Annotated in this window: 11 protein-coding genes and 1 pseudogene; 7 read left to right on the top strand and 5 right to left on the bottom strand. The window is 69.5% G+C overall.

Annotated elements, in window-relative coordinates; all coding sequences use genetic code 11:
• The 4 genes and pseudogenes from ATM97_RS12305 to ATM97_RS12290 all read right to left on the bottom strand — a co-directional run.
• Window positions 1-255 (bottom strand): annotated as a pseudogene (locus tag ATM97_RS12305) (hypothetical protein); the annotation flags it as partial.
• A 167-nt stretch (window positions 256-422) separates the two neighbouring features.
• Window positions 423-2,369: a peptidase gene (locus ATM97_RS12300; protein WP_218718121.1), complete on the bottom strand. Its 1,947-nt coding sequence runs from the start codon at window positions 2,367-2,369 to the stop codon at window positions 423-425.
• A 126-nt stretch (window positions 2,370-2,495) separates the two neighbouring features.
• On the bottom strand, window positions 2,496-3,446 hold the full coding sequence (locus ATM97_RS12295) for a M56 family metallopeptidase (protein WP_218718120.1): 951 nt from the start codon (window positions 3,444-3,446) through the stop codon (window positions 2,496-2,498).
• Window positions 3,443-3,808, bottom strand: coding sequence for a BlaI/MecI/CopY family transcriptional regulator (locus tag ATM97_RS12290; protein ID WP_218718129.1), 366 nt, complete (start codon window positions 3,806-3,808; stop codon window positions 3,443-3,445). Before ATM97_RS12290 ends, ATM97_RS12295 begins: the two co-directional genes overlap by 4 nt.
• A gap of 413 nt (window positions 3,809-4,221) precedes the next feature.
• Here ATM97_RS12290 and ATM97_RS12285 point away from each other — a divergent pair, with 413 nt between their 5' ends.
• The 5 genes from ATM97_RS12285 (at window position 4,222) to ATM97_RS12265 (ending at window position 9,411) form a co-directional block, all read left to right on the top strand.
• The gene (locus ATM97_RS12285) at window positions 4,222-5,025 is read left to right on the top strand and encodes a DUF4239 domain-containing protein (RefSeq protein ID WP_255587607.1); all 804 of its coding nucleotides are present in this window, start codon (window positions 4,222-4,224) and stop codon (window positions 5,023-5,025) included.
• A 50-nt stretch (window positions 5,026-5,075) separates the two neighbouring features.
• Entirely contained in the window at window positions 5,076-5,996 is a 921-nt protein-coding gene (locus ATM97_RS12280; protein ID WP_218718119.1) for a hypothetical protein, read from the top strand.
• A gap of 374 nt (window positions 5,997-6,370) precedes the next feature.
• Entirely contained in the window at window positions 6,371-7,552 is a 1,182-nt protein-coding gene (locus ATM97_RS12275; RefSeq protein ID WP_218718127.1) for a cytochrome P450, read from the top strand.
• A gap of 97 nt (window positions 7,553-7,649) precedes the next feature.
• Window positions 7,650-8,873 carry a cytochrome P450 gene (locus ATM97_RS12270; protein ID WP_255587606.1) on the top strand — a complete coding sequence of 408 codons (1,224 nt, stop codon included), beginning with the start codon at window positions 7,650-7,652 and terminating at the stop codon, window positions 8,871-8,873.
• A gap of 241 nt (window positions 8,874-9,114) precedes the next feature.
• A complete protein-coding gene (locus ATM97_RS12265; protein ID WP_218718117.1) occupies window positions 9,115-9,411 on the top strand; it encodes a DUF4242 domain-containing protein in 297 nt (98 codons plus the stop codon).
• On the opposite strand, the gene ATM97_RS34880 is transcribed toward ATM97_RS12265, so the two are convergent.
• Window positions 9,408-12,293: an AAA family ATPase gene (locus ATM97_RS34880; RefSeq protein WP_218718116.1), complete on the bottom strand. Its 2,886-nt coding sequence runs from the start codon at window positions 12,291-12,293 to the stop codon at window positions 9,408-9,410. The two genes, ATM97_RS12265 and ATM97_RS34880, sit on opposite strands and share 4 nt — an antisense overlap.
• A gap of 143 nt (window positions 12,294-12,436) precedes the next feature.
• Here ATM97_RS34880 and ATM97_RS12255 point away from each other — a divergent pair, with 143 nt between their 5' ends.
• Both ATM97_RS12255 and ATM97_RS12250 read left to right on the top strand, forming a co-directional pair.
• Window positions 12,437-12,793, top strand: a complete 357-nt coding sequence (locus ATM97_RS12255) for a hypothetical protein (RefSeq protein ID WP_218718115.1) — start codon at window positions 12,437-12,439, stop codon at window positions 12,791-12,793.
• 37 nt (window positions 12,794-12,830) lie between these two features.
• Entirely contained in the window at window positions 12,831-14,207 is a 1,377-nt protein-coding gene (locus tag ATM97_RS12250) for an FAD-binding oxidoreductase (protein WP_255587605.1), read from the top strand.
• Window positions 14,208-14,315: the final 108 nt, after the last annotated feature.

Raw genomic sequence — 14,315 nt, 5'->3', positions numbered from 1 at the left:
GGGGTTGCCGATCCCTGTGGTGCCGACGACGACCTTGTAGGTGACCGAGGTGCCGACGCCGATCTGCTCGGCGCTGGCGGTCTTGTCGTAGACGTGCGTGACGCCCCAGGTGCTGATGTCCTGCTTCTCGGCGTGACTGGTCACCGCACAATTGCCTTCGGCGGCGGCGGTGCCGGAACCGAGTGCGACACCGACACCGGCCACCACCACAGCGGTGGTGGCGACGCCGGCGGCGAGACGTGAAGTCCGGATCATGATTTTCCTCCAAGCCCCGGCGAGTCGGCCGGGACGATTGTTGTCGACTGGTCCGTCACGACACGGTGACGTGCTGTGCCGGACCGCTGTTCGCCGGAACGGGAAAGACTGTCGTTCCGGCGAAGATTCGGGGTTTCATCGGCTGGATGCGTGGACGCGGTGAGCTGTCATCGGGCGTCGTCCCACATCCGCAGGAAGATCTCCGCGCCGCGGAAGACATCGGCCATGACCTCCGGGCCGCCGAGAATCCGGACCGCCTCGAGCCAGTCGGCGTAGGACCCGTAGGTGGCGGTGCCGTCGGTGTTGAAGTCGAATGTGCGCTCGCCCCAGCGCTCTCGATCGAAACTGACCTGTCCGTCGTGCGAGGTGAACGGATACCGGATCGTGCCCGGTCCAGGAGCGGCGCCTTGGCCTGCGATGCCGTTCATGTCGGAACCGAAGCCGAAGCCGAACTCGCCGCTCGGGCGGGGCATGGCGCGGGCATCGCGCCACGCCCGGACGAAGGTCGCGGGTTCGCTGGCGTAGGGCACGGCGAAACCGCCCGCGGCATAGACTCGCGCCGTGGTCTTTTCCGAGTCCCAGCCGTGGGAGGACACGACACCGGAATAGCCGCGCTGTTCGATGATGGACATGACCCGGTCGGCGGTCGCCTCGCTCAGATGATCGACCTCGATCAGGAATCCGTGGTCGATCATCCGGTTGATCAGATAGCTTCCCAGGTCGGTCAAACCGCGCGCATTACAGTGCGGTCCCGCCGGATACAGGGGGAGTGGGGCGCCCCCGATCAACGGTCCGGTGAGGTTGGCGAGGAACTGATTGATGTGCCCGGCGATCGGTATCGAGGGCTGGGTGCTGTCGTGTTCGGGGCCGGGGCAGGCCTGCACATTCCAGAAAGTGCCGGTCTGCATGAAGTTTCCCGCGTTGACCAGCAAGCCGGTGACGTCGTGATCCATTTTCGTGCCGCCGAACGCATTGTCGAACTTGTGCACCGGGAAGAAGCTGCTGACGCCGATGTTTCGCAGCTCGGCCAACCAGCGATCCACGTCCGCCCGCGTGCATTCCGGCTGACCGAGAAAGACTCCGCACCCCAACGGATCGGACAGTTCCATGCCGAGGACCACGGCGAGTTTGCCTGCCTCGGCGATCCGGCGCGCTTCGCCCGGATCGGTGGCGATGCGGAAGAATCCCTGCCCGGGCCCGCCGGCTTGGGCATCGATGTAGTCCTGCAGGGCGCGCAGCCCCGCCGCCTGGATGCGCACCGAGGCCATGTCGTCGCACGGGTTTCGGCGGTCGGTCATCATCGTGCACAGCGACTCGTTGTCCACGAGGTCGACGGTCATCACGCGCAGCCCCGCCTTCCATGACCGCTCGATGCTGGTCCAGTAGGCACCCTCGGTGGTGAGTACGGAGGGCTTGGGCCAGTCGCGGAAGGTGGGCCACCCGGCGGTGTCGGAAACGTGGAACGGTTCACCGTGATCGAGGAAGTCGGCGATCAGACCGTTGGTGCCCGTGCGGTACCGAGCGCAGTCGGGCAACGCGTACTCCACCCCGTAGGGGTGCCAGGGACGGCCGCAATGGAAATTGCCGCCCATGAATTCGAAGGCGGTGATGTGCGCGTGCGCGTCGATGGTGCCCTGGATGGGACCGTTCGTGGCGCCGGGCCCCGGCGTGCCGGTGGCGCCCGACCGAGCCTCGGGAAATTCCGCGCAGCCGGTGTCCGGGGTGAACGTGGCGGGCGAGGAGGTTCCGGTGGCGGTGTTGCGGATCGTGAATCCGCTTGCCCCGGAACCGTCCACCGTCCATACGGCGGCGGCGGAGGGCTCCTGGGCGGGCCGGATCGTGGAAGCCGATGCTTCCAGAACCTCATGATCGCGCCCATAGAGCAGGTACTCGCCGAGCGTGGTCGCACGCATTCGATACGGGCCCGCCGCCGGAACCAGCGGACCGGCCGGCGTGTCGATCCGAAAGCAGCCGTTGACCAGCGAATAGCGGGTCTGTCCGGGGTCCGCGGTGGCGGAACCCGAACTGGACCCGGCCAGGCCCGCGGCGACCAGGGCTGCGGCGGCGAGGATCGTCGCCGGCCGCCTCCTCGTGCGGATGGTGGTGGAACGCAAGACTTCTCACTTCTGAAATAGTGATGTTTCACTTTAGGCGCAGCCGGTGCCCACGGCGGCGACGGTTGCCCGTCGCCGCGCGCCCGTCGCCAAAATACTATGGCGCATAGTTTTTTGGTGGCGGTTTCAGATCATGGCCAAAAACGCTGCCGCCGAGCCGAGCCCGACCGCGAGCACCGCCGTCACCGGCACCAGCAGCATCGTCCCCGCCAGTGCCCAGGCCGCCCGGCGCCGGGACGCCGAACGGAACTTCGGTGCGGCGCCCAGACAGGCCAACCGCATCGCCAACGAATCGTGGGTCGGATCCACCGCCGACATCGACATCGGGGCACCGTGAACGGCCACGGCACGCAGCGCGGAACCCAGCGACTGCGGATCGGTCCGGGTCGCGGCGGCTCGATCGGCCGCCAGTTCGACGAGTGTCGTCAGCGCCGACGGCGCGGCGGCGAACAACGGAATCCGAGGAAAGGCGCCGGCGAGCACCTGGCATACCCCGAGGATGTGATGGTGGCGGCCGCGCAGATGCGCGTGCTCGTGGGCGAGCACCGCACGCCACTGCGCTCGGGTCAGGCACCGCGCGAGCCCGTCGGTGACCACGACGTACCCGCCGTGTCCGGCGACGCTGTACGCCATCGGCACCGGATGCTCGAGCCACACCACGCCCGCCCCGCCGGGGTCGGCGCGGCCGAGCACCCCGATCAGCTCCGCGTGCCGTCGGCGCCGCGCCGACGCGTGCCGACGGTGAACGACGGCGACCCGGGCCACCAGTCCGGCCGGCACGATCAGGCCGCATATCGCGGCGGGCATGATCAGTTCCGCGGTCCAGGTGATGATCATCGGCTCGACCTCGGCCAGGCTGCGCGCCAGGGCGCCCACCCGGGAGTTTCCCGGCGGGTCACCCGGCCATGCCAGCGCGGCCAACGCCAGCATGCCGAGCCCGATCGTCGCGGACATCGCACCCACCCAGGCCACGATTCCCACCACGGGCGCGGCACCGAAGTCGATACGGAGCAGCACCGCCGGCGCGACCAGCGCCAGCATCGTTGCAGCCGCCACCAGCGCGATGAGCAGGATCATGGACCGCCCTCGCCGGCGGACAGTCCCTGCCGCAAGGCTTGGATCTCTCGCTCGCTGGCGGTGCGGGCCAGGTGCAACAGCGCGCCGGGCGCGTCCGGGCTGGCATCGAGGATCTCACGCAGCAGATCGGTGGTCGCTTCCGCCCGGGAACGACTGGGGCGATACCGGTAGCGCCGACCGATCTTCTCCCGCCGAACCCAGCCCTTCTCCCAGAGGTGCGTCACCACCGTCAGGACCGTGGTGTAGGCGGGGGTCCGTTGCTCCCGGCCGAGCCGGTCGACCAGATCGTGCACCGACAGCGCGTCCGGAACGTCCCACAGCACCGCCATCACCTGGTTCTCCAGCGTTCCCAGGCCTTTCACCATCGCCCCATTCCCTCTCACCGCCGCGCTATCGCCATGACCACCGATACCGCAGGCACAACATACTGGCCGCTACCGATTCCGGTGACCTACTCGGCCGAATCGCCGGGAACGACGATCGGCATCGAGTGCCCGTGCGTCCGGGTCGGCATCGCGCCAGCTGTGCGCCGGTGTGTCGGCTGTCCGGAGCTTTCCGGGCTCCAGGCGTGGGGCCGCGGCGGACGTGTCCGAGCGTGGTCGACCTCCGCTACCGCAGCTCGGTACGCGACATCAATGCGGGCAGGGGATGGGCCCCGAAAGCGACCGGTCGGTTGTAAAGCGCTGTGGTGGAAGGGATTCGGACGCAATCCAGCAGAACGGCGGCCGCGAATACCCTGTGATCGCTTCCATCCCGGCAGGAACGGAGTCGCGGAATGCTCGGAATTCTGTTGCAGCTGGCGGTATTGGCGCTCTTCGTCGCCGTCGCGGTGGGGATCTTCGTGCTGGGGGACCGGGTGCGGCCCGAATCATGGCGGCACGACGATGATTCCGGTGCCGGGTCGATGACACTGGACATGGTCAACATGTTCTTCGCCGCCATCGTGGCGTTCGTGGTGGTGATCCTGTGGCAGCAGTTCGACACCTCGCACGCGCACACGGTGTCGGAGGGCAAGGCCCTGGTGAACGTGTACGAGTCCGCGAACAGCATGTCCGAGCCGGATCGGGAGAAGATCCAGGGCCTGGTCACCGTCTACACCCGGCAGGTGATCGACGAGGAGTGGCAGGTCATGGACGAACAGCGCCGACTGAGCGCGTCGACCCAGGTGACTCTGGATGAACTGCGGGAGACCGTGGACGCCGTGCCCGCCGGCACCGCCGACGCGAAGGCCGTCCAGGACGAGACGGCCACCGCCGTCGCGGCGATCACCGATGCCCGCTTCGACCGTGGCCTCGACGCCGGCTACCGGTTGCCCGGGTTCCTCTACCTCGCCTTGTGGTTCGCGACCGCCATGCTGCTGTTCGGCACCGTCTTCTCCGGTGTCGTGGTCACCAAGCGCAGCATCCTCATGACCGGATTGTTCGGCCTGGTGATCGGTGCGGTGATTCTGGCTGTCTACCAACTGGATCAGCCGTTCGCCGGCGGGAATCACGTCGCCAAGGACGCCTACGAACTCGCGCTCGCGCGCTTCCAGGACCTCGCCGCGGAACAACCCGCCGGCGGCGATATTCCTCGTTGACCGGGGCACACGGCGATCAGTACTGGGCGATCGGAGGCACGGTGGGCGGGATGCGAACAGCGGTACGAGGATCGATGGCGTTGTCGGTGGCCGCGGCTGTGCTCGCCGTTCACGCTGCACCGGGTGCGGCTGCCCCGGGACTCCCGACCATCGACGAGATCGTCAGCGGCAGTGCGGCTCCGGGTACCGAGGTCGCGCCGGGCGACGGACCAACCGGTGGGCTGGAGCTGGGGCTCGGCACCGGCAGCGGCGCCGCGAGTGAGCCGGGCTGGTCGGCGGCATCGACCGGCAGTGCGGCGGGGATGCTCCCGGATCCGCCGGTCGGGCGAGATCTCGGTCTCGGTGCGGGATTTCCCGGCGGCGCCGGCGGCGACCACGCGATGACCGATTCGAGCGGGGAGACCGGGGCAGCCGAGTCCTCGCTCGATCCCGCACCGAGGACTGCCGTCGCCGGCCCGGGCACGCTGGGCGGTCTGCTGCTCCACAACCCCGACTTCGTGCTTCCCGCCTGTGTCGGCAGCGCGGCGGTCGGCAGCGCCGCGCTGGGGTCCGCGATCGTCACCGGCAGCGGCACGGGGTCGAGCCTGATCGGCGTCGGTTCCAGCGGACTCGTCGGCTCGGGCTCGGCCGGTGCGGGCAGTGCGGCGGTCGGCAGCGCCGCGACCGGCAGCGCCGTGCTGACCTGCCTGCTGTTGCTGCCGGTCCCGGGTGCGCCGGAGCCCGGCATCCCGCTGGCCATTCCGCCGGACCCGGTGGTGGCGCCGCCTGTCGTCCCGGTCCCGGTGCGACTGCCCGAGGTGATCCCCTCGATCCCCGCGGCGATTCCGCCGCCGGCGCTGCCGTCGCCCCGGGTCGACTACGCCGCACCTGTGCAGGCGCCGCCCGCGGCTCCGCTCACCGCGCTCCAGGTGATGACGGTCATGATCGTCACGATCATCGCAGGCGCGCGTGCTCGCCTGCGTGGCCGATAGAGGCCGTACCCGCCGCCCGCGACACTGCCAGTCGAGCCGGACGGTGGGAAACGGGACATGTCCCTCGGATGATGTCCCACTCCGCGGCCCCCACCGACCCGGCGAGCGAGTGCTCGATGACGAGTCGGCGCAAGTAACAGCGTTGGGGGACAGGAAGTTTCCTGACAGCGCGAGGACCTGAACTGTTACCGACCGGTATGTCGCGCCGATCCGGGCGGTTCCATCGGTGTGGCAGTGTCGTCGCGATGTGTTGATGGCAGAGCTCGGGTACACCTGCCGTCCCTCGGGAAGGAACACTGTCTGTGGAGGACGTCCATGTCTCCCGTCGGCTCGCGCCGCGGTCGTCGTACGCCGAGCAGGATGCTGGTTGCCCGGTGCAGGGGCACGTCTACGCGCCCGAGTTCGCCGCCGATCCGCACGGGAACTACCGCGCCATGCGCGAAAAGTACGGGGCGATAGCGCCGATCGAGCTGTCGCCGGACGTCCCGGCCAACCTGGTGCTCGGGTATCGCACCGCGGTGCGAATCCTCAACGACCCCGACAACTTTCCGGCCGATCCGCGGCCGTGGCAGGACAGCATTCCCGAGGACTGCCCGGTGCGGCCGATGATGCAGTGGTACCCGAACGCGCTGCGCAATTCCGGGCCGGTCCACGCTCGCTATCGGCAGGCCTACGTCGCCGCGATCGACTCCATCGACCACCACGCCCTGCACGCGACCGTGGAACAGATCGCGATCTCACTGATCAATTCGTTCTGTGCGGCGGGTTCGGCGGATGTGTTGACCCAGTACGCGTTTCCGCTGGTCTTCGAGACGCTCAACCGGGTGGTCGGGTGCACCCCGGAGCTGGGACAGCGGGTGGCCACCGGCATGGCCGCGCTGTTCGACACCGTGAACGCGGCCTGGGGCATGGAGCATCTGTCGGCGGCGCTGATCGAGCTGATCACCCTGCGCCGCGCGAACCCGGGCGACGACCTGACCTCGCGACTGGCCCACCACAGCGCGGGTCTCGACGACGAGGAGATGCTCTACAACCTGATCAGTTTCTACGGCGCGGGTATCGAGCCGATGCAGAACCTCATCAGCAACGCGCTGCTGCTCATCCTGACCGACTCCCGATTCGGCGGCGGTGTGATCGCGGGCAGTCTGTCCACGCGCGACGCCCTCGACGAGGTGTTGTTCCTGGACCCGCCGATGGCGAACTTCTGCACCACCTATCCGCGGCAGCCGGTCATGATCGACGACGTGTGGCTGCCCGCCAACGAGCCGGTGGTGATCAGCCTGTCCGCGTGCAACAACGACCCGTCGATCGCCCAGGGCGACCGCAACGGCAACCGATCCCACCTCGCCTGGGGCGCGGGCCCGCACGCCTGCCCCGCTCGCTCGGTCGCCTATCAGATCGCCCAGGACGCGCTGGACCAGCTGCTCGACGTGCTGCCCGACCTGACCCTGGCCGTGCCCGTGGCGGAGATCGCCTGGCGGCCGGGGCCTTTCCACCGCGCGATGACGACGCTGCCGATCGACTTCCCGCCGTCGGCGCCGCTGTTCGTCCCCTGAGCGGTCCGGCCGCGCGGTAAGTTGCCCACCACGCGGCCGAAACAGGCTGCGGCACTATCGATCACGGGCCGCGGTCCCTGATATGAAGGAGAATGTCATGGAACCGATCGTGCTGGATACCACCGGTGCCGATATCCAAGGTGAGTCGGCGCGCATTCAGCAGCGCGGCCCGGTGACGCTGGTCGAGCTGCCCGGTGGGGTGCCCGCCTGGTCGGTCACCGACCAGGCCGTGCTCCGGAGCCTGCTCGCCGACCCCCGCGTGTCGAAAGACCCCAGGCAGCACTGGATGTCGTTCATCAACGGCGAGATCACCGAGGCCTGGCCGCTGCTGCCGTGGGTGGCGGTGGACAACATGTTCACCGCCTACGGCGCCGATCACCGCAGGCTGCGCCGGTTGGTCTCCCCGGCGTTCAGCCACCGTCGCAGTACCGCGCTTCGTCCGCGCATCGCCGAGATCACCGAGAGCCTGCTCGACGCGCTGGCAGCCGTCCCTGCGGGCGAGCCGGTCGATCTGCGCAGCGGCTTCGCCTATCCGGTCCCCATCCGGGTCATCACCGAACTGGTCGGTGTACCGGACGGGCTGGGACCCGCGCTGCACAAGTGTGTGGACGGCTTCTTCGACGGTTCGTTCACCGCCGAGCAGGCGCAGGCCAACTACCTCGAAATGTACGGATTGATCGGCGAACTCGTCGCCTATCGGCGCGAGCACCCCGGTGACGACGTGACCAGCGTGCTGATCGCCACGCGCGACGACGACGATTCCCACCTGTCGGAGAAGGAACTCGTCGACACGTTGATGCTGGTCATCAACGCCGGCCACGAGACGACGGTCAACCTGCTCGATCAGGCGATCGTCGCGCTGCTCACCCATCCCGAGCAGCGCGCCGCGGTGGCCGAGGGCCGGGTGTCGTGGGCCGACGTGGTGGAGGAGACCCTGCGCTACCAGGCCCCGGTGGCGCACCTGCCCCTGCGGTACGCGGTCGAGGACATCGACGTCGACGGCGGGCATCGGATCAGCAAGGGCGAAGCCATCCTGGCCTCCTACGCGGGTGCCAGCCGCGATCCGAAGGTCCACGGCGCCACCACCGCCGAGTTCGACCCGACCCGGGCCACCCGCGAACAGCATCTCGCCTTCGGCCACGGCGCACACCACTGCATCGGCGCGTCACTGGCCCGGCTCGAAGCGGCCGTCGCCCTGCCCGCGCTGTTCGATCGATTCCCGGGAATGCGCCTGGCCACGAGCCCGGCCGAGCTGGCGCCGATGCCCAGTTTCATCTCCAACGGGCACGCCGCTGTTCCGGTGTATCTGCACGCGGACTAGGTCGAAGGTCGCCGCTCCCTGCCGTCCTTCGGCGGCGGGGCGGAGTCGGGCATCACCATCGTCGTGGCGATCGACGGGTGCTCGGGGAGGCTCCGGTAGGCGCGGGCGGCAAGTCCCGCGCCGTCGGTCCGCGCGGAACGTTGAACAGCGCCCGGCGGCCTTGGTACCGTGAATCGGGGACCGCCGTTCGGGCCGGTGCACCGTGCGGCCGCCGCCCGAGCACGATCAAGGGGCGCAGTCGATGCCGGTATTCATCGTGGAGCGGCAATTCGCCGAACAGCTCGAGGTGGCCCCGGAGACCGCCGCGGAGATCAATCGGATCAACGACGAGTTCGGCGTGCGCTGGCTCAGTTCCTTCCTGTCGCTGGACAAACGCAAGACCTTCTGCCTCTACGAGGCCGACAACGTCGAGGCGATCCGCGCCGCCGCGGTCCGGGCGGGCATTCCCGCCGACGCCATCCTGGAACTGTCCGGTACCGTCACACCCGACGGCGCCTTCGCGCCGCTGTCGACCGCGGACGGGCCGGTCACCGGCTAGAACAGCAGTCCGTGTTCGGTGGCGAAGATCGCGGCCCTGGTGCGGTTCGGCGCACCCGTCTTGATCAGGATGCTGCGCACATGGTTGGCGGCAGTGTTGGCGCTGATGAACAACCGCTCACCGATCTCGCGATTGGACAGACCATCGGCGACCAGACGGAGCACATCCACCTCGCGGTCGGTCAGCCCGTTCGGGTGCGGGACGTGCTCGGAACGGGGAGCGGGATCGGCGTCCAGATCCCGCAGAATACGGCGGTGCCCGATCCGTCGCGCCAGGGCGCGGGCCTCGGTGGCGAGGTCGACGGCGGCCGGCCCCGACACGGCATCGGGGTGTCGGAGCCGGTGCCTGCACCAGGCAGCCAGGGTCTCGGCCTGATGGGTCACCGCGCCCATCCGGCGGTCCATCGCGAGCGCCCGCTCGAAGTGCCGATCGGCGCCGGGCGCGTCGAGCACGGAGTCCAGCTCGCCCAGATAGCGATCAGCGCTGCCGAAAACCGCGACGCTCGCGCCCGCCATCAGATTGGCGCCGGCGTACTCGGCCAGCAACGGGCGCAGTGTCGCCGCGACCGCGGTGTCGTCGAGCCGGACCGCCGCCTCGGCGGCGAACGCCAGCACCCCCGCCCATTGCGCCCCGAAGCGGTGATCGCCGAGCCGGTCGCACAGACAGGTCAGCACGCGCGCGGCCGCCTCCCACATCTCCAGTTCCGTGTACAGGGCCAGCAAGCCAGGCAACCAGTGATCGTCGAAGCTCTCGTGCCCGGAGATGAGCGGACGAATCTGTTCCAGGCCGCCGGTGACCCGCCGGAGCATGAACTGTTGCACGCCCCATGACCCCTCGGTCGCGCCGCCGAACTCGTGGGCGAACTGGTCGTCGAGCCAGTCGCTGATCCGCTCGGTGCCCGCGAAGTCCCCGACGGCGAACCGGTGCGCGCAGCGCGAGCATCCCGCGACGTACCGGAAGAACGGCTGTCCGCGGGCCAGCGCCAACTCGGTCAGATCGCGTTGGGCTCCGCTCCACGCCGCCTCGTCGCCGAGAAGGTAGGCGAACACCGCGCGGTGGAAGGCGGCGGGCCCCCGGTAGTCGTCGTCACCGAGGCGCGCACCGATCGCGTTGAGCTCGACCGCCCGCGCCAGCAGCTCGGGCGCCAGGTCCGGGCGCAGGCCTTGCCACAGCGTCGTGCACAGGGCATGCGCGGTCAGCTCCGGGTCGTCGATGGTCCTGGCCCGCGTCAACGCGTCCTCGCCGATCCGGCGAGCCCGCCGGAAATCGCCGGTGAACGACGCGGCCCGTCCCATGCTCGCGCGGGCGCGGACCGACAGCGGATCGTCGTGGTCCAGCGCCGCGGCATGCAATGCCTCACTCAGCAGCGTCAGCGAGCGCTCCCCGCTCGCGGAGGGCCGCCACGACGCGTCCTCGTGTCCGATCGCGGCCGTCAGCCGGACACGCGGGTCCCCATCCGTGGCGAGCTCTTCGTAGAGCCGACGGGCGGTCGGGAAGTCACCACCGTGCAGGTGACAGCGCGCCGCCGCCGAGAGGAGTTCGACCCGGGTCGGTCCTCGCGCGACGCGCACCTGCGCCGCGCGCTCGTACAGCACGGCCGCCTCGCGATGGGCGATCCCGCGCTCGGCCTGGCGGGCGGCGAGTACCAAGTAGTGCACGGCCTTGTCCGCGTGTCCCAGGGCGCGCGCCCGGAAGTAGTGATGGGCCAGCGCGGCCACCCGCGTCGGGTCCCGCTTCTCGACGGCCACGGCGACCCGCGCGTGCGCGGCCGCCAGGTCGCCGGCCGACATCCGGTCGAGCACGGCCTGACGAGCCAGGGCATGCGCGAACCGATAGTCGCCGTCTGCCGCACCCGCGACGAGCAGGCCCGCGCGCACGCCGAAGTCGATCCCCGCGAGGACCTCGGTCGAATCGAGTCCGTCGGACAGGGCCTCGGGGTCGACGACGTCGCCGGCGACCGCGGCCAGCTCGATCACGCGTGCGTGGCGCACATCGAAGGCCGCCAGCCTGCGAGCGAGTGCATCCTGGACCGAACGTGGGGCGGCGACGCCGGAACGGACCGCGGTCAGACCGCCACGGCCGGCCAGATCGTGCCAGTACTCCTGGAGGAAGAACGGGTTCCCGCCGGTGTGGTCACGCAGCACCGGCGCTGCCGATCTCGCCGACGCGCGGGACACCCCGGCAGCGCGAACGAGATACTCGGCCACGTCGTCGGTGCTCAGGCCGACGAGGTCGATCCGGGCGACACCGTCGAGACGATGCAGATCGGCCAGCGCGAAGCTGACCGCGTCGGTGCGATCCGGGGCGGTCGTGCGGAGGGTCGCCAACACGAGTAGCCGCTCACCGGCCGTGGACTCGACCAGATGAGACAGCATCGCCAGCGTCGGTTCCGAAGCCCACTGCAAATCCTCGAGGACGATGACCAGGGGGCGGCGCTCGATGGTCGCCAGCAGTACCCGCAGGAGAGCGTCGAACAGCACGGGCCGGGAGTCTCGGTCGCCCGGGTTCGGTTCGGCCGACGGCCAGTACCGCGACACGCTGGTGGTCAGGCGCAGCAGCGGGGCTGCCGCCGCGGGCGCGATAGTCCGCAGGATTTCCGGCGGGGTCTGTTCGATCGCCTGCTCGAGAATCGCGACGAAGGGCCGGTACGGAATGTCGAGGTCTTCCCGGCACGCACCCCACAGCACCGTGGCACCGTGCGCGCGCAGCGCCGCGGCCGCCTCGCTCACCAGCCGGGTCTTGCCGACGCCGGGCTCGCCGCCTACGAAGACGACCTGTCGCCGATCGTCCTCGACCGCGGCCCAGACGGCCTCGAGCCGCGCGACTTCCGCGCGGCGGCCGACAAAGGCCGTGCCACTTCTCGGCGGAGCCGATTCCGTCACTTCTCGACCATAGCCGGATTCGACGACCACGGAGATAGTCCGATCTGACCCCCTCGCGGCGACGCCGATTCGATCAGATCAGGTCAGGCGCACCGGGCGGGCGCTCCGTAGCGTCACAGGTAACGCCGACCGAGGAGCACGCCATGGCAACGCCGATCGAGGACCTGCCCATCGAGGTCGCCCAGGGCGAGTTGGTGACCCGGTACATCGAGTGGGGCGACATGGCGATCCGGCACGCCAGCGTGCCGGCCGGGACCGATTTCGGCCCCGTCCTGCACGGTCTTCCCGACGACCGGTGCCCCTGCCCGCACTGGGGAATCGTGCTGGCCGGGTCGTTGCGGCTCGAGCACGCCGACGGCACGGTGGAGACGGCGAACGCCGGAGAGGTCTATTACTGGCCGGCCGGGCACACCGCCACCTCCGCCGGGGGAGCCGTCTTCCTCGAGGTCGGTCCGGTGGCGCAGATGCGCCAGTTCCACGACCACGTACTGCGCGGCTGATCGCCGCACCGGCTCGACTCGACCTCCAGGAGCAGACATGAACGGCACGCCGGCACTGACCATGCTCGAAGCGGTTCGCGGTGAGGTGATCACGGCGCAGTCGCTTGGCTACGACCGGGCGCGCTCGGTCTACAACGGGATGATCGACCGCACGCCTCTCGCGATCGTCGGCGCCGTCGACGTCGCCGACGTGCGCACCACCGTCGACGCCGCCCGGGAGAGCGGACTCGACCTGGCCGTTCGCGCCGGCGGCCACAGTGTCCCCGGTTTCGGCACCGTCGACGACGGCATCGTCGTGGACCTCTCCGCGATGAAGGGCATCCGCGTCGATCCCGAGCGGCGGATCGCCCGGGTACAGGCCGGCTGCACCTGGGGCGACTTCGACCACGCCGCGCACACCTTCGGCCTCGCCACCACCGGCGGGATCATCTCGACCACCGGCGTGGCCGGTCTGACCCTCGGCGGCGGAATCGGGTACCTCGCCCGTGCCTACGGTCTGTCCATCGACAACCTCCGATCCGCCGACGTGGTCCTGGCCGACGGCACCTTCGTGACGGCGAACGCGACCGAGCACCCCGACCTGTTCTGGGCACTGCGCGGCGGCGGCGGCAACTTCGGAGTGGTGACGGAATTGGAGTTCGACCTGCATCCCGTGGACACCATCTACGGCGGACCCATGTTCTTCGAGCTCGACGCCGCCGAGAAGCTGTTGCGGACCTACCGTGACTGGATCGCCGCGGCACCGCGCGCGATGGGCGCCTTCCCCGCCTTCCAGATCGCCCCGCCGCTGCCCTTCATCCCCGAAGACCGGGTCGGTGAGCCCTTCATGCTCGTGGTCTCGTGCTTCAACGGCAGCGACGAGGAGGGCGAAGCACTGCTCGCGGACCTTCGAGCGGTCGCGACGCCGGTCGCCGAGCACGTGGGCCGGATGCCCTATCCGGGGCTCAACAGCGCCTTCGACGCGCTGCTTCCCGCCGGACTACAGCACTACTGGAAGGCGGCGTTCCAGCCCGAGCTCACCGACGGCGCCATCGCCGCCCATCTCGCGTTCGGTCCCCGGGTCCCCGCCATGCAGTCCACCATGCACCTCTACCCGATCGATGGCGCCGTGCACGACGTCGCGGTGGACGCCACCGCGTTCGCCTACCGAAACGTGAACTTCGCTCCCGTCATCGCCGGTATGTGGCCGGACCCGATCGACAACGAATCCAATACCGAGTGGGTGCGCGACTACCACGCCGCGCTCGAACCGCACACCGCCGACGGCGGCTACATCAACTTCATGGCCTCCGACGACCAGAGCCGCATCCGCGCCAACTACGGCCCGAACTACGACCGTTTGGCGGCGGTCAAGAAGGCCTACGACCCGGCCAACCTGTTCCATCTCAATCAGAACATCGCCCCGGCCGCATAACGCGATCACCGGGCCCGCGAGGGCTGCGGCCGGGCCTGCCGGCACCCGGCTCGGACCGCGGTGATGGGCATTCCGCGCATTCGATCTAGAACACGTTCTACACTCCGG

Origin of the sequence: Nocardia sp. MH4, assembly GCF_019266065.1 — a bacterium.
In the GTDB taxonomy this organism is placed as follows: domain Bacteria; phylum Actinomycetota; class Actinomycetes; order Mycobacteriales; family Mycobacteriaceae; genus Nocardia; species Nocardia canadensis.
This window is presented reverse-complemented; position numbering and strand designations above follow the sequence as displayed.

Coding starts and splice junctions, on each gene's coding strand:
- ATM97_RS12295 (WP_218718120.1), bottom strand. CDS start 3,446: ATGATCCTGCTCATCGCGCTGGTGGCGGCTGCAACGATGCTGGCGCTG.
- ATM97_RS12285 (WP_255587607.1), top strand. CDS start 4,222: ATGCTCGGAATTCTGTTGCAGCTGGCGGTATTGGCGCTCTTCGTCGCC.
- ATM97_RS12280 (WP_218718119.1), top strand. CDS start 5,076: ATGCGAACAGCGGTACGAGGATCGATGGCGTTGTCGGTGGCCGCGGCT.
- ATM97_RS12270 (WP_255587606.1), top strand. CDS start 7,650: ATGGAACCGATCGTGCTGGATACCACCGGTGCCGATATCCAAGGTGAG.
- ATM97_RS12265 (WP_218718117.1), top strand. CDS start 9,115: ATGCCGGTATTCATCGTGGAGCGGCAATTCGCCGAACAGCTCGAGGTG.
- ATM97_RS12255 (WP_218718115.1), top strand. CDS start 12,437: ATGGCAACGCCGATCGAGGACCTGCCCATCGAGGTCGCCCAGGGCGAG.
- ATM97_RS12250 (WP_255587605.1), top strand. CDS start 12,831: ATGAACGGCACGCCGGCACTGACCATGCTCGAAGCGGTTCGCGGTGAG.